Here is a 19040-nt window from a genome sequence, read left to right as displayed (position 1 = left end):
CCGTCTTTGCGCTATGAGCGCGGCATGACCACATCCAATTTCTACGCCGAGGCCCTGAAATCAGGCCAGCCGATCTTCGCCGTTGCGCCGATGATCGACTGGACCGATCGCCATTGCCGCTATTTCCACCGGCAGATCAGCCGCAATGCGCTGCTCTACACGGAAATGGTCGTCGCCGATGCGATCATCCATGGGCCTCGCGAACGGCTGCTGTCCTTCGATGCGGCGGAGCATCCTGTCGCGCTGCAGCTCGGCGGATCGGATCCGGCAAAGCTTGCCGAGGCGGTCAGGATCGCCGCGCCCTACGGCTATGACGAGATCAACCTCAATGTCGGCTGTCCCTCGGACCGGGTACAGTCGGGCACCTTCGGCGCCTGCCTGATGCTGACGCCCGAGACCGTGGCGGCCTGCGTGGCGGCGATGAAGGCGGTGGCCGACGTGCCTGTGACGGTGAAGTGCCGGATCGGCGTCGACGAGCAGGATCCGGAAGCGGCGCTGCCCGGCCTTCTCGATCGGGTGCTCGATGCCGGTGCCGACGCGATCTGGATCCATGCGCGCAAGGCCTGGCTGAAGGGCCTGTCGCCGAAGGAGAACCGCGAGATCCCGCCTCTCGATTACGAGATCGTCTACCGCACGAAGCAGGCGCGGCCGGATGTCTTCATCGGCATCAATGGCGGCATCCAGACGCTCGACGAGGCGGCCGGGCATCTCGACCACATCGACGGCATCATGCTCGGGCGCGCGGCCTATCAGAATGCCTCGGTTCTCGCCGATGTCGACCGCCGCTTCTATGGCGCGGCGGCGGAGGCGGCCGACTGGGGCGCGATCCGCGACCGGATGATGGCCTATGCCGAGCGCCACATCGCCGCTGGCGGGCGGCTGCAGCAGGTGGCGCGGCATATGGTCGGGCTGTTCACGGGGCTACCAGGCGCGCGCCGCTATCGGCAGATCCTGTCGACCGACGCCGTCAAGGCGGGCGCCGGACCCGAGGTGATTGCCGCAGCCTTTGCCGCGGTCGATTTCGACGGCACTAGGGAAGCGGTCGGCGCATAGCGGCCGCACGACGGAGCGAGGTGGCTGGGCGTCTGCAAGGCGTTGTGTCCAGCGCTCCAGCTGGCGTGCGGGTGAAGCGTCTGCCTTTGGCGGTTCAACGAAACCCGTCCTTACCGAAAAGCCTCCAAACCTCCCCATGCCTTGCCCGCTTCATCGTGCTTTAAAGCGGATGCATTGCTGACGCAGCGGACGTCCTAACCTTGCGAGGAGTGTTGCACGGTTTCCGGTAGAGGGGACGTTGCTATGTGGGCAATCTTGGGTGAGCCAAGCCTGAGACCGCCGCGACCGTGTCGCCAAACCTCGGATAGGCCGATCCGCTCTCGATCCGCATCGCCGCCTTCGCAATTCGCGGGGCCATTGCACCATCCCCAAACGAAAAACGGCGCCCCTTGCAGAGCGCCGTTCTCTTTCCTGCCGAAGCAGAAAATGAATTAGTTAGCCGAGATGTTGACGGCCTTCGGGCCCTTGCCCATGCGATCCGGCTCGGTGTCGAAGGTAACCTGCTGGCCTTCGCGCAGCGACTGGATGCCGGAAGCCTGGAGCGCGGAGATGTGGACGAAAACGTCCTTCGCGCCGCCTTCTGGCGTGATGAAACCAAAACCCTTGTCCTGGTTGAAGAATTTTACGGTGCCTTTGGTGGCCATGGGGGATAGGTCCTTTTCCCTGTAGTCTGTTTGGTATCCGCGCCCCTCGAGAGGAAACGGACGGCTTTCACTTTCGCGCTCCTCCATCGAAATTCAGCGCGCGAAAGCTCAGTCGAGTAGTTCACGAACGGGGAAAGAACGTCTCAGTCACGCGGGGTCCCCCACGCTGCCTTCCTGCCGGAAAGCTTTACCACATCAGTCCAGTCACCGGCATGCAAATGCCCGAGAGCCGCATTTGGTGACAGCATTCGAAGCAAAAGGCAAGCGGCAATATTGTGGCATGCGATTCTACAAAACGGGAATCCCCAAAGATTCAGATACTTGACGAATGGTAAGCATTCACGGCGGCTACTGTCCCATTGCCGGAAACTGTCCCTAAATGGTACCAACCAGCCGTTGCGCGGCGATCCTGCGGATCGCGTCGAGGCCGTCATGTCCGGAATGGCCGGGCGGCAGGGCATGGCGGACGATCTCTATCACCGAGCGGTGATATTCCGGCGGGTTCTGAAAAAGCAGGCGATAGAGGTTGCCGAAGTGGCCGGAGTGGGCCGCTTCGTAGACGCGGGCGGCGAAATCGAGGAGTTCGTCATGCGCCTTGCGCTCCTCCTCGGTCAGCATCGTGGAACAGACCGCAAGCTTCGTGTCGATGAATGCGAACAGGCAGGATCTCGTGCGGCGGCAGTTGCGCACGCCGCAGACCCTTGCCGGCAGGCCGAGCATCTCGGCGGTGCGCTGGCGCAGCCTCAGCGTGCCGTAGTCGCCGATGCGGCGTTCCCAATCGCTCATGCCCGCCTTGGGCGCCTTCGCTTCGGATGTGGTCATGCCTGCTCCTCCATCTTCGCATCGCCGCGCTGCCGGCGGCGCGCGGCTTTGCCTTCACGCGGCTGGTTTCACCCGTGGTTTGATCCTGGCATCGGTTTGCCGGCCCTTGCGGGCGACAGGGTTCGGACGGGGCGCTCGAAAGAGCCTCATCTGAAAAGTCTAAAATGGCGCTGTCGAGCGCCCCGTTCGGCGGTTTATGCCCGCAACTCCGGTCCCTCTGCCGCCTTGCCCGAGGAAGCGTTCGCTTCCCTGGGGGCCATGTGTGCCACACAAGCACGTCCGGGGCTCAACTCGACGCCGCATTCACGCGAACGCCGCCGTCCCCGGAGGGAGACCATTTTCTGCGGACCCGGTGTGTCAGGTTTTGCGTCCTACCCTCCCACCCCGCGCCGGTCCCGCCTCGCCGCAACGCCTTGCGGTGTATCCGTGACGGGACGAGGGGATGATGGCATGGGTTGGGAGAGGTGGGGATGAAGCGAGGCGTATGTCTCTGTTTTTACGGGGATCCGGTTTTCTCTGTTCAACGGGCGCTGCGTGAGCGCCGCCCGGAACAGGTTGTCTACCGCGAGGGCCTAGCCCTTAAGTCGCGCCCTGCCGATAGTGTCTTCAAGAGTCAGACGTCAGACTCAGACGCGCTAGCGGCACCGTCCGAGACGTTAACCACCAGGTTAGAGTATATGATAGGCATTCCCGAACGCTAAGGAGACCGCCTCGATCGTGTCTTTTTCTGGCGATTCGTTTGCGATCAGAAGGTCTCGCCCCAGCCGAACAGCAATAGCATGCTTGTAGAGCTTCTTGGTGGTTTTGCTATCAAACTGGTTCACTACAGCTAAATGAGACAAAGAGCCAATATAATCAAAATCTTCGATCTCAACTTCATGTATGGTTACCCCGAAATGATTCAGTTTCTCAAATGCATCTGGATCAAATCGTTGAATGTCGTCGGCTTCTGCTCTGGCGAGCCCTAGCGGAGAGAACGATGTGCAACCATGGGCGCAAAGTCCTGTATTATCCATTGCGTCAGCTGCTTCCGTGGCAACTGTAAATTCGAGTATTGAAGCCATCCTAATCGAACTGCCCTAGTAGGTTTTTTTCTGAAGCAACTTGGAGAAGCCCATCAATTCTCTTCTTGGAGAGGCCGGTATTCTCGAATATTTCGTATTTTGTAGTTAAACCACGCTGTAAAGCTGCAACTAAGACCGCTGTGGCTCGTGTGCCAAAATATGCAAGATCAATAACGCCTGGCTTAGGACCATCCTTCGGGCCGAATGCTGGTGGTTTGTCAGTATCGAGGAAATTGGCTTTTCCAAAGCCAGCCAGAAAGGCTTTTGTATACTCGTGCTTCGAGTATCCAAGCCTCTCCAGTCTAACCAACATCGCGCTGACGCTGCATCTGAAAATGTCAGAAAGCTTATCGGCCGACTGCCTTGCCATTTCGTAGGAGTTGAAGAAATACTTCTTTGAATTCAGTTCGTCGATCAAAGCCTCGCGAGGAATCAGGAGGCACCCGGCAAAATCGTTCGCGTAGGCTTCAATCTCATTATCATATTCGTAATTGTTTGATATAGCCGAGCGCTTTCCAAGAATATGCGACAGTTCGTGTGCAAGAGTGAAGCTCTTCGCTCCGGGATTTCGCTTCAGCGTATTCACGAATATCAAATTGGACGTGAAGTTTGCGTGATAAAGAGCAAATCCATCGACGTTCGTGGAAATGTTGTGGTCTTGTATGACGAACACACCAAGCGTTTCTATCGCTTTTCTAAAAAGTCTGTAGAAGTCCGATTTAGAATTCGACTCCGCTCTTATCGCTTGAAGGTCGAGCAGGTTCTCCACTGACTTTGCAAATTGTTCAGGGTTTCCTTCGGGCTCAGATGAGAAAAGGATCTCGGGTGCATCGAGATCTAAACGGTTATATAGTCTCGCAAGAAAGTCTCTAAGCGTAAAAATGTACTCGAACCGGCTAGCATCCTTTCCGTATTTGAGAGATTCCGGTTTGGAAGCCCGAAAGTCCAGGATGGGTGACGCCGGTACAATGTATTGGTCAGCGAAGAAAGCATATGGCGGCACTGCCATCTTGGCAGCTAAATTAACTATCTGATTCTTTGTTGGGATATTGTCACCGTCGAGGGTTGCATGAACCCTTTTGACGGACATGCCTGCAGCCTTCGATACCTCATCGATCGTAAGGCCGCGCGCGCCAATTATGTTTTTCACCGTTGAGGGATTGAATGTCATTAGAGGTAGCCTGCGAAGGAGTACTGCTTACGTCACTTCAGAACGTATTCTCAACGGGCGTTGGGGTTGCATTTGCTTATCCGATTCTATCTCAGATTATCGATATAAAAAATGAAAAAATACTAGCCGAGTGTGCTCGCGTTCTGAAATTCACTGAACGAATTCATGGCAAAGCCGGCCTTAGCGATCTCGGGAACGAGAAGCTACAATTTCAGTTCGAGCTAAATAGAATCGGGATTATGAACGGCCGGCTGACGTTTGCCTCTGCCATAATAGGATTTGTTGCTTTCTTGCTTCTGGTTATTTCGTCAATTGTGCCAACGATCTGTATAGCTCGGTCCACGTCGGTTTGGAGTTGCTTGATCTTCACTTCGCCTTTCTTGTTGGGGATCGTGCAGCTAATTCGGTGGTATGATGGCTATGCTAGGCTCTCGTCGGCAATTTCCTACTACAGGGAAAACTTCAAGGCGAAGGCAAGACACTGAGGTTTCCGGCGGTGCATTGCCTTAATGTTATCGCGAGCCATTGAAGCTTTACTGCCCTGGCCGCCCCGTCTTGCCCTTGGTCCGCCCCTTGCGCTTCACGTCACCCGCATCCTCATAACTCCCGACGCCGGTCTTGCCGCGGACCAGCGGCCTGACGTCGTCGCGCTCCGGCTGGCCTTCCAGCAGCGGTGAGAAGCGCTTCGTGCTCTTGGCGGCGTCTGGCTTATCCGGCAGGTGGCCTGCGACCGGTTTTTCAGTGCGGCCGACCGTCATTTCGTCGAGCGTGTTGCGGCGGAAGAGGGGTTTGCCGGCGGGGTCGGCGACGTCGCGGCCCATATCGTCGAGATCGGGCTTGCGGAAGAGCGGCGTCGTGGTGTCGGTGCCCGGGCCCATGTTGTCGAGGCCGGGCTTGGCGAAGAGGGACTTGGGCTCGGCGCCTGCGGCCGGCTTGCCGCTCTTCCTGCCGCTGCCTTCCTGCGCGCGGGCTTCCTCGCGCGCCATCGGGTCGTCCATGACGGCGAGTTCGGCGGCCTTGAGGCGCTTGATCTCGTCGCGGAGGCGGGCGGCCTTCTCGAAGTCGAGGTCGGCGGCGGCGTCGCGCATCTGCTTTTCGAGCGCGTTGAGATGCGTCTGCAGGTTGCCGCCGACGAGGTTGCCGCCGTCTGCGAAACCCTTGCCCGAGGCGCCGGAGATGTCGGCGCGGACGTGGTCGCGTTCGTAGACGCTATCGAGGATGTCGGAAATCTTCGCCTTGACGCTCTCCGGCGTAATCCCGTGTTGCTCGTTGTAGGCGACCTGCTTTTCGCGGCGGCGGGCGGTTTCGTCCATCGCCCGCTGCATCGAGCCGGTGATCTTGTCGGCATAGAGGATGACCTTGCCGTCGACGTTACGCGCGGCGCGGCCGATGGTCTGGACCAGCGAGGTCTCGGAGCGCAGGAAGCCTTCCTTGTCGGCATCGAGGATGGCGACGAAACCGCATTCGGGAATGTCGAGGCCTTCGCGCAGGAGGTTGATGCCAACGAGCACGTCGAAGGCGCCGAGGCGGAGATCGCGGATGATCTCGATGCGCTCGAGCGTGTCGATGTCGGAGTGCATGTAGCGGACGCGCACGCCCTGTTCGTGCAGATATTCGGTCAGGTCCTCGGCCATGCGCTTGGTCAGCACGGTGCACAGCGTGCGGTAGCCCTTCGCGGCGGTCTCGCGGATCTCGCCGAGCACGTCGTCGACCTGGCTGCGGGCGGAGCGGACCTCGACCGGCGGATCGATCAGGCCGGTCGGACGGATCACCTGTTCGGCGAAGACGCCGCCCGACTGTTCCATCTCCCAGCCGCCCGGTGTGGCCGAGACGGCGACGGTGTCGGGGCGCATGGCGTCCCATTCCTCGAAGCGCAGCGGCCGGTTGTCCATGCACGACGGCAGGCGGAAGCCGTATTCGGCCAGCGTCGCTTTTCTTCGAAAGTCGCCCCGGTACATGCCGCCGATCTGCGGAATGGTGACGTGGCTCTCGTCGATGAAGACGATGGCGTTGTCGGGGACGTATTCAAACAGCGTCGGCGGCGGGTCGCCGGGGTCGCGGCCGGTCAGGTAGCGCGAATAGTTCTCGATGCCCTGGCAGGAGCCGGTCGCTTCGAGCATCTCGATATCGTAGCGGGTGCGCTGTTCCAGGCGCTGGGCTTCCAAGAGGCGGCCGGCCTTTTCCAGTTCGACGAGGCGGCCCTTCAGCTCCTCCTTGATCGACTTGATGGCGGCGTTCAGCGTCGGGCGCGGGGTGACGTAGTGCGAGTTGGCGTAGATCTTCACCGATTTCAGGTCGCCGGTCTTGGCGCCGGTCAGCGGGTCGAACTCGGTGATGGCGTCGATCTCGTCGCCGAACATGCTTATGCGCCAGGCCGCGTCTTCCAAGTGGGCCGGGAAGATTTCGATGGTGTCGCCGCGGACGCGGAAGGAGCCGCGCTGGAAATCCATGTCGCGGCGCTTGTATTGCTGGGCGACGAGGTCGGCGAGCAGCTGGCGCTGGTCGAGGCGGTCGCCGACATTCATCTGGAAGGTCATGGCGGTATAGGTCTCGACCGAGCCGATACCGTAGATGCAGGAAACGGAGGCGACGATGATGCAGTCGTCACGCTCGAGCAGCGAGCGCGTCGCCGAGTGGCGCATGCGGTCGATCTGCTCGTTGATCGAAGATTCCTTCTCGATATAGGTGTCGGAGCGCGGGACGTAGGCTTCCGGCTGGTAGTAATCGTAGTAGGAGACGAAGTACTCGACGGCGTTGTCGGGGAAGAAGTTCTTGAACTCGGAATAGAGCTGGGCGGCCAGTGTCTTGTTCGGCGCCAGGATCAGGGCCGGGCGCTGGGTTTCCTCGATCACCTTGGCCATGGTGAAGGTCTTGCCGGAGCCGGTGACGCCGAGCAGCACCTGGCTGCGATCGCCATTTTCAAGGCCCTCGACAAGGTCCTTGATGGCGGTCGGCTGGTCGCCGGCGGGCTGGTATTCCGAGTCCATGCGGATCGAGATTCCGCCTTCGGACTTGTCGGGCCGGGCAGGGCGGTGCGGCGTCCAGATCTTGCCGTTCTTGTGCAGCGGGTTGCCGCTCTCGATCAGCGCCGACAGGGCCTCGACTGTGGCGGTGACGGCGGTGCCGGCCTGCAGCGAGGCGGCCTCCTCCAGCGTCGTGTCCATGCCAGCGACCGGGTTGAGGCCGGCGGCGGCGCGGGTCTTCGGGTCGGTCGAGCCGCCCATGGAGGTTCCCCTCGCGGATTTGGAAGCGGCGATCTCCACCTTCTTGCGGTGCTTGCCGGCCTTCGAGGCGATCTGGCGCTGCGTCTCGACACCTGACGCCTCGGCATCGGCCTCCAGCTGCTTCACCCAGTCGGACACGGAGCCGGACAGGGGAGCGCCTTCAAAGGACGACTGTGGGGTTTCCTCGAAGCCATTCGGGGCGGTGGATTTCTTCGGAGTTTTGGCCATCGGCGGAATATGGCGAGAGTCACCGCGAAAGTGAAGGGGCCAAGAGTACAAAAGGGAAACAAAAGAATCGTTCGGATTTGGCAAACAGTGGCGGCGAATTTTGTCTGATGCGAGTGTCGGTGTGGGCGGCGGGCGAACGTCCTTGGGGTCAGATAACCAAACGGAGATTAGAATGGCGCTGAAGCGGATGGACAATGTCGGGATCGTCGTCGAAGACCTGGGAGCGACGATCGATTTCTTTCTCGCGCTCGGCCTTGAGCTCGAGGGGCGGGCGATGATCGAAGGAGAATGGGCCGGTCGCGTTACCGGACTGGGCGATCAGTGCGTCGAGATCGCGATGATGCGCACACCTGACGGCCATAGCCGGCTCGAGCTTTCGCGGTTTCTCAGGCCGGATGTGGTCGCGGATCACCGGAACGCTGAAGTCAACGCCCTCGGCTATCTCCGCGTCATGTTCGCCGTTGATGACGTCGACGAGACACTTGAGAGGCTTCGCACGCATGGTGCGCGTCTCGTCGGTGATGTCGTCCAGTACAAGGAGGCGTATCGGCTTTGCTATATCCGCGGGCCTGAGGGGATTCTCATTGGACTCGCGCAAGAACTCAATCCAGCGCAACAGATGGACGATTGGCGAGAGTGACTGACGTTGGCGAGCGCGCCCGCGAAGCCGCCGTCAACAGCCCGAGGGATCACGGAGGAGAACAGGCATGAGAAAGATCATTACAGGAGCATTCGTCAGCCTCGACGGCATCATGCAGGCGCCGGGCGGTCCGGATGAGGATCCGATCGGTGGCTTCCGTTACGGAGGCTGGGCCGCGCCCTATTTCGACGAGGCGATGGGAGAGTCGGTCGGTGAGATGTTCGCCAATCGCTTCGATCTGCTGCTCGGCCGCAAGACCTATGACATCTTCGCTGCGCACTGGCCTTATGTCGCCCCCGACGATCCGATCGGCCCGCTGTTCGACAAGATCACCAAATATGTCGCGACCCGCAATCCGGACTTCAAGCCCGACTGGCAGAACAGCCAGGTGCTCGGCGCCGACGTCATCGGTGCGCTCAAGGCGTTGAAGGCGGGCGATGGACCTGACCTGCTGACGCAAGGTTCCACGGACTTCCTGCAGACCCTGTTCCGGAACGATCTCGTCGACGAGCTGTATGTCTCGTTCTTTCCCGTCGTGCTCGGCAAGGGCAAACGGCTGTTTGGCGACGGAGCATCTCCGGGCAAGCTGAAGCTCGTCAGTTCGCGGGTTTCGAGCACTGGTGTGACGGTGAACAAGTATGTTCGCGACGGCGATATCGTCACCGGCTCGTTCGAATTCGAACAGCCGACGGCCGCCGAGCTGGAGCGCCGCCGGAACCTCACCTGAGCGCGGCTTTCGATCTGAGGAGGATGGATATGGAAGACGTTCCCGTCATCAGGATGCGGCCGAAGGGCAGGGCACGGGAGCAGCGCATGCTGATCCCGAGCGAAAGCATGGTCGTCGATGCGTTGCGAAGCGCGCCGGCGGGCCAGCTGTCGGATCTGGCGGAAATCCGGCGAGCGCTCGCGGCGAAACATGGGGCGGATGCCTGCTGCCCTGTCACTGTGCAGCGGCATCTGGCGCACATCAGCGAGGAGGGCAGCGCGCCTTTCTGGCGAGTCGTCGATCCCGAGCGGCCCTTTGCCCGGCGCATGACCGGCGGGCCGGATCGCATTCGCGCGAAGCTTGCCGGCGAAGGCTGAGCGGCGGTCAAACTGTCGCAGCCGGGAACAAGGACAGCAGTGCTGACGTTGAACGAGGCTGCCTGTCACAGCTTCGACCTCGCCCATCCCCGGGCGATCCCTCTCTTCGACGGCATCCGGACATTGCCCGCCTCGCCGCCGCTTTCGGACGGAGGACCATGATGTCCGCATTGCAGAGCCTGCGCGCGCTCACCCCGCAGCAGCGCAACACCGTTATTGCCAGCTATCTCGGCTGGACGCTCGACGCCTTCGATTTCTTCATTCTGGTTTTCGTCCTCAAACACATTGCCGAGGAGTTCCATACCGACGTCGCCGCCGTGTCGGTGGCGATCTTCCTGACGCTTGCCATGCGGCCGCTCGGCGCGCTGCTCTTCGGGCTGGCGTCGGACAAATATGGTCGCCGCATCACGCTGATGGTCAATGTGGCGCTCTATTCGCTGTTCGAGTTTCTGACCGGTTTCTCGACCGGGCTGACCATGTTCATCATGCTCAGAGCGCTCTATGGTATCGCCATGGGCGGCGAGTGGGGCGTTGGCGCTTCGCTTGTCATGGAAACCGTGCCTGAAGATAGCCGTGGCATCGTCTCCGGCATTCTGCAGGCCGGTTATCCGTCCGGCTATCTGATTGCCTCGATCGTGTTTTTCCTGCTGTTTCCGGTTATCGGCTGGCGCGGCATGTTCTTCGTCGGGGCGCTGCCAGCGTTGCTGGTGCTCTATATCAGGCGCAACGTCGAGGAGAGCCCGGCTTTCATCAAGCGCCAGAAACAGGGGCGCCGGCCGTTCCTCGCCGTGCTGCGTGAAAACGTGCCGCTGTTCCTGTGGTCGGTGCTGCTGATGACGGCGTTCAATTTCCTCAGCCATGGCACGCAGGATCTCTATCCGACCTTCCTGGAGACCCAGCGCAACTACGACAGCTACACGACCGGCGCGATCGCCATCGTCTACAATATAGGGGCTATCTGCGGCGGCCTGTTCTTCGGTGCGTTATCGCAGAGGATCGGACGCAAGAAGGCGATCGTCATCGCCTCGCTGATCGCCGTGCCGGTGGCGCCGCTTTGGGTCTATGCGCCGGGACCGGTGCTGCTCGCGATCGGGGCGTTCCTGATGCAGTTTTTCGTGCAGGGCGCCTGGGGTATTGTGCCGGTGCACCTCAATGAACTGTCGCCGGACGAGGTGCGCGGCACCTTCCCGGGGTTCGCCTACCAGCTCGGCAATCTGCTCGCGTCGGGCAACGCGACGCTGCAGGCGGGACTGGCCGAGCATTGGGGTGGCGACTATGCCTACGCGCTGCTGATGGTCGCGGCTGTCGTTGCCATCGTCGTCGCGCTGCTCGCCGGCTTCGGCTACGAGAAGAAGGATGTGCGGTTCGGAACGGAGGAGGCCGAGGAGCCGCACGGCGTGCGCGCCTGATCGGCCAGCCGAACCGCTCTGCGCGGGCGCGGTATGGCCGCGCCCGCGTTGCCTTGTGATGTCGCTCAGACGATGACGGGCATCAGGAAACGGACGAACTCGGATTCCTTGGTGTTTCCGTTCTTTTCGAGCCGCGGGAAGGTCTTCTCGCAGACGGTGTTGCTCTGGTTTCCTCCAAGCAGCGTTACCGTCGTGCTGGTCCATGAAACCACGAAGCCGACATGGCCGTTACCGGTTGCCCAGTCGGGATCGGAGAAGGGCGCATAGCGACGAACCGCTATCGCTCCTGGTTTCGGCTCCTTTAGGACGAGGAATTGCTTCTTCTTGTTCCAGAAGAACGATCGTGCGCCGGGATGATCGGTGCCCATGTGGCCGCTGCTGACAAGGCAGTAATTGACGAAGGCCGCGCACCAATCGACCTCGTCGCCGCCCGCCACCTCGAACCACGGGGCGCTGACCCTGAAGTAATTGAGGATGCGCGGGTTCTCGCCGGGGTCCGGCCACTGGCTGCGTTCGCGCACGGGCAGGGCCGCTTCGCGGCGGGCAATCATCATCCAGTCCTGCGTGGCCGAAGCCGCGGAAGACGCCACGCCGATCGCGGTGCTCATCAGCGGTGCGGGCGGTGCGTTCGATCTGATGATGCCCGGCTTCCAGCCCTCGACGATCTGGATGAACCTCGCGATCTTGCGGAAGTCATCCATCTTCAGGCTGGAGAGAACGGCATTCAGTGCGATACCGGTCTTGCTGTGGATGAATTGGGCGTAGGCTTCAGAATTGTTCTCGCTGGGCGGCGCGTAACGGAAAATCGCCTCCTTGAGGGTCAGCTTGATGTAGGTTGCCGTTCGCAGCAGGGCGATGATTGCTGCCTTGCCGGTTTCCTCGTCGGGAAAGATCGCGAAGCTGCCGTCATCGCCAATGGCGCCGCAGTTGATCGAGAAATCGCCCTTGCGAATATTTCCGGCATTGCAGTTGCGCCAGGAGCGAGATCCGCCTTCGCGGATTTCGTCGCGTCCTTCCGCGTCGGTATAGAGGATCGTTTTCGGCGCAATCGCCCGAGCGTGGACGAATGCGCCAGGTGCGCCGGCCACGGGCGGCGACGGGCTGTCCATGTTGGCGACCGGCGGTGCGGTCGGCAAGGTGCTGCTGAGGCTGGCGCCATCCGAGGACGATGGCGACGGCTCGTAAGTCACCGAGTAGGTACCATCGGCATCTGCGATGGAACCGACTTTCATTTTCGCCTGCGCCAAGGCGGAAAGCACTTCGGCCAGACTGGTTTTGGCAATGTCTGTGATCGTATCCATGGGGCGTCCCCTCCGACAGACGTTCAACAAGGCCATCCGGACGGATGATGCGCGACAATCGGGCGGCAATTCTGCCGTTGCGGCGCATCGAATTATCCATGTGCGGACGCCTGCCGCATTAGGCGCACAGCTTTGGGGTAATTCACACAAATCAACATCAATCACTGATTGTGTTTTCGGGATGTTTGGAGAGTGGTTCGCCGGCTCCGCGATGCGCAGTCACGGCAACGGGGTTCGGCCCCTTGCAGAGAGGAAAATTGGCGATACATGCTGGCGCCAGTTTCAACGTCAGGAATCACCCATGCCCTTTGCCATCAGCCCAGCCGCCGTCTGGCCGGTTGTCATGCTCTTTGCGTCCAACATCTTCATGACCTTTGCCTGGTACGGGCATCTCAAGCATAAGGGCACGGCGATTTTCGTCGCTATCGTCGTCAGCTGGGCGATCGCCTTCTTCGAATACTGCCTCGCGGTGCCGGCCAACCGCATCGGTTCGGCCGTCTATTCGACGGCGCAGCTGAAGACCATGCAGGAAGTCATCACGCTTCTCGTCTTCTCGGGCTTTTCGGTATTCTGGCTGGGCGAAAGCCTGACGTGGAATCACGTCATCGGCTTTGCCCTGATCGCGATCGGCGCATCGTTCATTTTCCGGGGCTAACGGTCTGGAATCGCCGGAGAATTACAAATCGTCCATGTTCGGAAATTGCCGTAATTTCCGACACATTTATTGAGAGCCTGTCACCATCCAGCGATATGGAGGTGACGGCTCATGAGCCTTTCGGTTCCAACCATGGCGGCGATCCGCTTCGGCTACGGTCTGCGTCCGGGCGAAGCTTCGGTGCAGAACAAGGACGCGCTGCTTGCCCAGTTGCCGGCCGCCCTGCAGTCGCCGGTCGCTTTTCCCGTCGGCGGCCTCGACGAGAGGCGAGCCGCAATCTCCGATCTTCAGCAGCAGCTTCGCGACCTCAGGCAAAGCGAGGATGACGACCAGGAGCGCCGGGAGCACCGCAAGTTGCTGCAGCGACAGGCGCAGGCAAGGTTTCAACAGGACGCAAACGCGCGGCTCTTGCAGGCGGTTCTTTCTCCATACGGATTCCATGAGCGCTTGGCGACGTTCTGGACCAATCACTTTTCCACCAGCGCCAACAAGAGCCTGCCCATGCGCCTGCTCGTGCCGGCATATGAGGCGGAGGCGATCCGCCCGCATATTGCCGGGCACTTTTCCGACCTTTTGCGCAGCGCGACCGAGCATCCGGCGATGCTGATCTATCTCGACCAGGCGCAATCACTGGGGCCGGACTCGCGCGGCGGCATGCAGCAAAAGAAGGGGCTCAACGAAAACCTCGGGCGCGAGCTGCTTGAGCTGCATACGCTTGGGGCGGGTAGCGGATACACGCAGGCCGACGTTCGCGCCGCCGCCATGGTTCTGACCGGTCTGACGATCGATCGCCGCGATATGGACGCGATGTTCCGGCCGGGTATCTCCGAGCCCGGGCCGCACAAGGTTCTCGGTATCAGCTACGGCGGCCCGAAGAGAACCGAGCGGGACTATCTCTCGCTGCTCGACGAGCTGGCCGCGAACCCGAAGACGGCCCTGCACATCTGTCGCAAACTCGTGGTCCACTTCATCTCCGACGATCCACCGGATGGCATGATTTCCGTCATGACCGATGCGTGGAGGAAGACCGACGGCAATTTGACCGCCGTCTATACGGCGATGCTCGCGCATCCCGCCGCGTGGGACAATCCCGGGAGCAAGGCGCGCCAGCCTTTCGACTATGTGGTGGCCGGGTTGCGGGCGCTGAACGCCGGTCCTGATGACGGTAACGTCGGGCGTTTTCTCAAGGCCAATCAGGGCAGTCGCGAAGACCTTGGCATGGCGGCCAAGAACGGCGACGCCAGTTCCCCGAACGTTGGTGGCGATGCGACGATGATGGGCGAGGCTGGCAAGGCGCTCAGGGATCGCAAGGCCATCCAGACCGCCCGGGCGCTGGGGCAGGGCGCGTTGCGACGGATGGGGCAGCCCACCTGGCTCCCGCCCAGCCCGGCAGGCTTCGAAGAGTCCTTCGGCGCCTGGATCACCGCGAGCCAACTTGCCGAGCGATTGCGCTGGGCGCGGCGCGCGACCGCGCAGTTCGGACAAGGTTTCGATCCTCGCGAATTCCTGAAGGCGACGCTCGCCGATGCCGCGCGGGACGACACGATCCGTATCGTCGGGCAGGCACCCAACAAGATCAGCGGCCTGATGCTGACGCTGGCATCGCCCGAATTCAATCGCCGATAGGAGCATGCTCATGAATGACATGGTGCTTTCACGCCGGGGTTTTCTTGCTTCCGCCTGTTGCCTTGCCGCGGCGCCGATCTTCACGCCGGTTACCTTCGCCGCCATGCCGGGCGACAACCGTTTCGTGACGATCGTGCTGCGTGGCGCGATGGACGGTCTGGCTCTGGTGCAGCCCTATGGGGAGGCGGGGTTTTCGGCATTGCGTCCGACGCTTGCCCTGACGCCCGATAGCGGTCTGCTCGATCTCGACGGACATTTCGGGCTGCATCCCGCCGCGGCCGATCTGCTGCCGCTGTGGAAGAGCCGGGAACTCGCTTTCGTGCAGGCGGTCTCGACGCCATACCGCGACCAGCGCAGCCATTTCGACGGACAGGACATGCTGGAATCGGGTGGTGAGCACGTGCAGGAGGAAAAGACCGGCTGGCTCAACCGTGCGCTGGCGGTCATTCCCCGCTCGGATCCGAGAAAGGCGATCGACATCAATACCTCGACCGAGCTCATCCTCTCCGGACCGAGCAATGTCGACGTCTGGGCATCCGACTCCGATCTCGGTTCGGCCAAGGACGAGATGCAGTTTCTGAAGCGGCTCTATGCGGACGATCCTGCCTTCGCCAAGGCCATGGAAGAGGCGACACGCGCCAATGCCGCCTCTATGATGACCGAGCCCGACGGGCCGAGAGGCGAGAAGATCGCCGATATCGCGGCCCTCGCCGGCAAGATGTTGAAGGGCGACTACAGGATTGCGAGCTTCTCTATCACCGGCTGGGATACGCATGTTGCGCAGGTCGGCCAGTTCAAACGACCGGCGCAGGATCTGGCAGAGGCGATCACGACGCTGAAGGCGACGCTCGGCCCGGACGTATGGGCAAAGACGGTCGTGCTGGCGATGACGGAATTCGGGCGAACCGTGCGTGAGAACGGCTCGGGCGGTACCGACCACGGTACGGGCGGCTGCGCGGTCCTGGCCGGCGGCGGCATCAATGGCGGTCGCATTCTCGGACGATGGCCGGGGCTTGCCGAACAGCAGCTCCTCGATGGGCGCGATCTTGCGCCGACAGCCGACGTCCGCGAGCTTGCCGCGGCTATGCTTTACCGGCAGTTCGACGTCAGCGCCGATGACCTTACGTCAAGGATCTTTCCCGGGGTGAGCTTCGACAAGGGATCACAGTTCCTGCGGGCGTGATCTACCGTTCGACGAAGGCACGCAGGCGCTCCAGCGCATCGTCCCATTGCCGCGACACACTGTCGAGATAGGCACGCATTTCGCCGATCCTGTCGGGCTGGAAGGCGTAGTGGCTTTCGCGCCCGACCTTGGTGGAGCGAACGAGGCCTGCCTGCTCCAGCACATGCAGATGTTTCGTCACGGCCTGCCGGGTCAGGACAGTGCCGATCGAAAGGCCTGCGATCGAACGTTCGCGCCCGTCGCTGAGGGTCGTCAGCAGCGACAGGCGCGTCGGGTCTCCCAAGGCGGCAAACAGGGTCGCCGCGTTTTCGCGATGAAGCTCGACGTTATCGATCGACGTATTCCTTGACGTTTTTCATCTGTGCGGCCCAACCACCGTCGTTCATTCGGAAAGCCTCTTCGCGACGATGCGGGGGCACCTTGTCGAAGCCGGACTCCGTGACGGTGAGGCGCGAGCCCGAGGGCGTCGGCTCCAGTCGGAACTCGACGAGGGTCGGCGGCTCGCCGGAATAATCGACGTCGGGGTCGATGGCGTAGGGATGCCAGGTGAAGGAAAACAGCTCCGGCTTCTCCATGCGCTTGACGGTCGCCTGCCAGCGGATGTGTTCGTAGCCTGGATGGGTGATGTGGCCGGTGGAGTTCTCGCCCGGGACGAAGGGGCCGTCCAGCTGGACGCGGAACCATTCGCCGAATTCACGATGATCGGTAATGGCCTTCCAGACGCGGTCGACCGGTGCGTTCAGTTCGATAACCTTCTCGATGCGATCAGACATATCAGCAACCTCCTGGTTGCTCTTTTTATCTCACGCTGAAGGGTGAATGGCAACCAGAAAGTTGCGCATTGTCATCCGAGGACGTCGTAGATCCGGAAGATGAAGCTGATCTGATAGAGCAGATTGAGGCACACGAAGGCCATGTGGAAACGGCGGTTGGCGGTCCAGGCGGCGACGACGCAGAGGATCACGTAGATGATGTTGCGCGCCGGATATTCCCAGCCGAGCGACTGGATGTGATCCCCGCCCTTGATCGCGGTGTCGATGATATCGACGGCGTAGGTGATGGCGAGCGTGCCGAAGAACCAGCGGCGACGCGAATAGAAATACTCTTCATAGCCGCCATACTCATCGAGCGAGGCCGGAAAGAGCAGGGCGCAGAGCATGAAGAACAGGCAGCAGAAGGAGACCAGAAACAGGTAGATGCCGAAATGCAGGATCGGCACTGCCTGCAGCCGGTACTCCCACCACCAGATGTGGATGATGAAGAGAAACATGGAGGCGGCCCAGCCGAGATGAACGGCATAAGGCTTCGCCTTTCCCGGGTGCTGGATGATGCCGGCGATGCCCGTCAGCAACCGCGCCAGGCTCAGCGAGATGACCATCCCCATGACCACCTTGATGTGGAGGAAGACCTCGGGTGAGGTGACGGTTTCCATGCATCACTCCGCCGGAACGGGCGTCGGTTGGCCGTTTTCGTCGAGCGCGACCATGATGAAGGTCGCTGCCGTCACTCTTTCCATGTTGTTGTAGCGGGCGCGCGTTGCCCAAGCCTCGACGGAGAGCGTGATCGAGGTGCGGCCGACGCGTTCGATCGTCGTATACACAGAGAGCGTATCGCCGATCTTCACGGGCAGGGCGAAGGCCATTTCCTTCACGGCGGCGGTCACCACACGGCCCTTCGCACGCTCGGAGGCCATGATCCCCGATGCAAGGTCCATCTGCGCCATCACCCAGCCGCCGAAAATATCGCCCGCCGGATTGGCGTCGGCCGGCATCGCCACCGTACGGAGGGTCAGGGCGCCATTCGGCTTGGTGTCGGTCATGCGGGTCTCCTATCTGGATGCGTATTCGATTCCGCGGGAGCCTAACTTATCGGTCGGCAATTCCAAATCGAATTGCGGTTTTCCCGCGTAAGGACGATGCCGCGAGGCACGCCCGACCGGCAGGATGCCGGCCTTAATCGGAAATGGAAGGCCGGGGTGAGTTGCACAACCATTTGTTTTGTTTTGTGCGGACAGCTTGAATTTGCGCCTTACGATAGTAAGCTGCTGTAACCATAGGGGAACGGAGTTTCTGCATGCCGGTTTCGAAGCGTGTCCTGCATCCCGTTCTTCCGCTGGTTCTGTTCCTCTCCATGGTGGTCCCGTTCGGTGCATATTCGGCTGATTTCGATGCCGAGCGGATGGCGCCCGAGCGCGAATGGGCGGTTATCGTCAGTCCTTATGCCTGGGCTGCGTCCCTCATAGGGAATGGTTCGCTTGCAGGCCTCGACACTGATGTCGACGTGCCTTTCTCCGATATTTTCCACCATCTCGACTTCGTGGCGATGGGCAATATCGAAGTGACGAACGGCCAATGGGGCGTCTATTTCGACGGGCAGTACGTCAAGACAAGCCAGAGCGAGGATGTCTTCGCTCATGAAATCGGGCTCGATATCACCACGACGACGCTGGCTGCGGGTGCCTTCTACAAGGCCTACGAACAGTCACTTGGTGGAGACACGGTCTTCGGGAAGCCGCGCACGATCTCAATCGAGCCGACAGCCGGTGTTCGCTGGACCGAACTGAAGGCCGATGTGCAGGCGCTTGGCCTTCGTACCAAGAAAAGCGCGGACTGGACCGATCCATTCATCGGGTTGCGCATGAATGCCGACCTGACGGAGCGCTGGAACCTGTTTGCCGAGGCCGATGTCGGCGGCTTCGGCCTCGGCTCCAAGGTCAGCGTCAACGCGCAGGCCTATCTCGGCTATCGCATGACGATGTTCGGCCACCCGACAATTCTCCGCGCGGGCTATCGGTTGCTCTATCAGGACTACGAGAACGACGACTTCACCGGCGTCAACAAGTTCCGCTGGGATGTGAGCCAGCATGGGCCGGTCATCGGGCTTTCGATGCGCTTCTAAAGGTCAACCGGACAGATTGGAGTTGCCCATGTTCTTGGT

The 19040-nt window shown here is 61.0% G+C and carries 19 protein-coding genes; 9 read left to right on the top strand and 10 right to left on the bottom strand.

The genetic code is table 11. The features are described from left to right. Nucleotides 1–24: 24 nt before the first annotated feature. Nucleotides 25–1053 (top strand): tRNA dihydrouridine(20/20a) synthase DusA, encoded by a 1029-nt coding sequence (gene dusA / locus ASE04_RS07830; protein WP_056814607.1) that lies wholly within the window; start codon nucleotides 25–27, stop codon nucleotides 1051–1053. A 431-nt stretch (nucleotides 1054–1484) separates the two neighbouring features. Here the strand turns inward: dusA and ASE04_RS07825 are convergent, their stop codons facing one another. The 5 genes from ASE04_RS07825 to uvrB form a co-directional block, all read right to left on the bottom strand. Then, nucleotides 1485–1697, bottom strand: coding sequence for a cold-shock protein (locus tag ASE04_RS07825; protein WP_007533154.1), 213 nt, complete (start codon nucleotides 1695–1697; stop codon nucleotides 1485–1487). 375 nt (nucleotides 1698–2072) lie between these two features. Continuing rightward, the gene (locus ASE04_RS07820) at nucleotides 2073–2519 is read right to left on the bottom strand and encodes a hypothetical protein (RefSeq protein WP_056814605.1); all 447 of its coding nucleotides are present in this window, start codon (nucleotides 2517–2519) and stop codon (nucleotides 2073–2075) included. A gap of 668 nt (nucleotides 2520–3187) precedes the next feature. Then, complete coding sequence (locus ASE04_RS07815) at nucleotides 3188–3583, bottom strand: hypothetical protein (RefSeq protein WP_056814602.1); 396 nt, start codon at nucleotides 3581–3583, stop codon at nucleotides 3188–3190. Nucleotide 3584: 1 nt separating this feature from the next. Then, the gene (locus tag ASE04_RS07810; protein ID WP_056814600.1) at nucleotides 3585–4754 is read right to left on the bottom strand and encodes an ImmA/IrrE family metallo-endopeptidase; all 1170 of its coding nucleotides are present in this window, start codon (nucleotides 4752–4754) and stop codon (nucleotides 3585–3587) included. 533 nt (nucleotides 4755–5287) lie between these two features. Beyond that, nucleotides 5288–8206 carry an excinuclease ABC subunit UvrB gene (uvrB, locus tag ASE04_RS07800; RefSeq protein WP_056814594.1) on the bottom strand — a complete coding sequence of 973 codons (2919 nt, stop codon included), beginning with the start codon at nucleotides 8204–8206 and terminating at the stop codon, nucleotides 5288–5290. 172 nt (nucleotides 8207–8378) lie between these two features. Between uvrB and ASE04_RS07795 the strand changes: the two genes are divergently transcribed. The 4 genes from ASE04_RS07795 (at nucleotide 8379) to ASE04_RS07780 (ending at nucleotide 11338) form a co-directional block, all read left to right on the top strand. Further along, complete coding sequence (locus ASE04_RS07795; protein WP_056814591.1) at nucleotides 8379–8846, top strand: VOC family protein; 468 nt, start codon at nucleotides 8379–8381, stop codon at nucleotides 8844–8846. A 67-nt stretch (nucleotides 8847–8913) separates the two neighbouring features. Beyond that, nucleotides 8914–9573 carry a dihydrofolate reductase family protein gene (locus ASE04_RS07790; protein WP_056814589.1) on the top strand — a complete coding sequence of 220 codons (660 nt, stop codon included), beginning with the start codon at nucleotides 8914–8916 and terminating at the stop codon, nucleotides 9571–9573. A gap of 29 nt (nucleotides 9574–9602) precedes the next feature. Then, a complete protein-coding gene (locus tag ASE04_RS07785) occupies nucleotides 9603–9929 on the top strand; it encodes a hypothetical protein (protein ID WP_056814586.1) in 327 nt (108 codons plus the stop codon). Between the two features lie 161 nt (nucleotides 9930–10090). Beyond that, complete coding sequence (locus ASE04_RS07780; protein WP_056814582.1) at nucleotides 10091–11338, top strand: MFS transporter; 1248 nt, start codon at nucleotides 10091–10093, stop codon at nucleotides 11336–11338. A gap of 65 nt (nucleotides 11339–11403) precedes the next feature. Here ASE04_RS07780 and ASE04_RS07775 read toward each other — a convergent pair whose 3' ends face one another. After that, entirely contained in the window at nucleotides 11404–12639 is a 1236-nt protein-coding gene (locus ASE04_RS07775; RefSeq protein WP_056814578.1) for a TIGR02594 family protein, read from the bottom strand. 301 nt (nucleotides 12640–12940) lie between these two features. Here ASE04_RS07775 and ASE04_RS07770 point away from each other — a divergent pair, with 301 nt between their 5' ends. From ASE04_RS07770 to ASE04_RS07760, 3 genes are all read left to right on the top strand, one after another. Next, entirely contained in the window at nucleotides 12941–13294 is a 354-nt protein-coding gene (locus tag ASE04_RS07770; RefSeq protein ID WP_056814575.1) for a DMT family protein, read from the top strand. 111 nt (nucleotides 13295–13405) lie between these two features. Then, on the top strand, nucleotides 13406–14920 hold the full coding sequence (locus tag ASE04_RS07765) for a DUF1800 domain-containing protein (protein WP_056814573.1): 1515 nt from the start codon (nucleotides 13406–13408) through the stop codon (nucleotides 14918–14920). A 10-nt stretch (nucleotides 14921–14930) separates the two neighbouring features. After that, nucleotides 14931–16103 carry a DUF1501 domain-containing protein gene (locus ASE04_RS07760; RefSeq protein ID WP_056814571.1) on the top strand — a complete coding sequence of 391 codons (1173 nt, stop codon included), beginning with the start codon at nucleotides 14931–14933 and terminating at the stop codon, nucleotides 16101–16103. Nucleotide 16104: 1 nt separating this feature from the next. Here the strand turns inward: ASE04_RS07760 and ASE04_RS07755 are convergent, their stop codons facing one another. From ASE04_RS07755 to ASE04_RS07740, 4 genes are all read right to left on the bottom strand, one after another. After that, nucleotides 16105–16437: an ArsR/SmtB family transcription factor gene (locus ASE04_RS07755; protein ID WP_200960697.1), complete on the bottom strand. Its 333-nt coding sequence runs from the start codon at nucleotides 16435–16437 to the stop codon at nucleotides 16105–16107. Continuing rightward, nucleotides 16430–16876 (bottom strand): SRPBCC family protein, encoded by a 447-nt coding sequence (locus tag ASE04_RS07750; RefSeq protein ID WP_056814561.1) that lies wholly within the window; start codon nucleotides 16874–16876, stop codon nucleotides 16430–16432. The genes ASE04_RS07755 and ASE04_RS07750 overlap by 8 nt, the downstream gene beginning before the upstream one ends. A gap of 71 nt (nucleotides 16877–16947) precedes the next feature. After that, nucleotides 16948–17535, bottom strand: coding sequence for a hypothetical protein (locus ASE04_RS07745; protein ID WP_056814557.1), 588 nt, complete (start codon nucleotides 17533–17535; stop codon nucleotides 16948–16950). A 3-nt stretch (nucleotides 17536–17538) separates the two neighbouring features. Beyond that, nucleotides 17539–17922 (bottom strand): acyl-CoA thioesterase, encoded by a 384-nt coding sequence (locus ASE04_RS07740; RefSeq protein WP_056814553.1) that lies wholly within the window; start codon nucleotides 17920–17922, stop codon nucleotides 17539–17541. 254 nt (nucleotides 17923–18176) lie between these two features. Between ASE04_RS07740 and ASE04_RS07735 the strand changes: the two genes are divergently transcribed. Then, the gene (locus tag ASE04_RS07735) at nucleotides 18177–19001 is read left to right on the top strand and encodes a hypothetical protein (protein ID WP_056814551.1); all 825 of its coding nucleotides are present in this window, start codon (nucleotides 18177–18179) and stop codon (nucleotides 18999–19001) included. The last annotated feature ends 39 nt before the right edge of the window (nucleotides 19002–19040 follow it).

The sequence above is a fragment of the Rhizobium sp. Root708 genome, assembly GCF_001429725.1.
Classification (GTDB): domain Bacteria; phylum Pseudomonadota; class Alphaproteobacteria; order Rhizobiales; family Rhizobiaceae; genus Rhizobium.
This window is presented reverse-complemented; position numbering and strand designations above follow the sequence as displayed.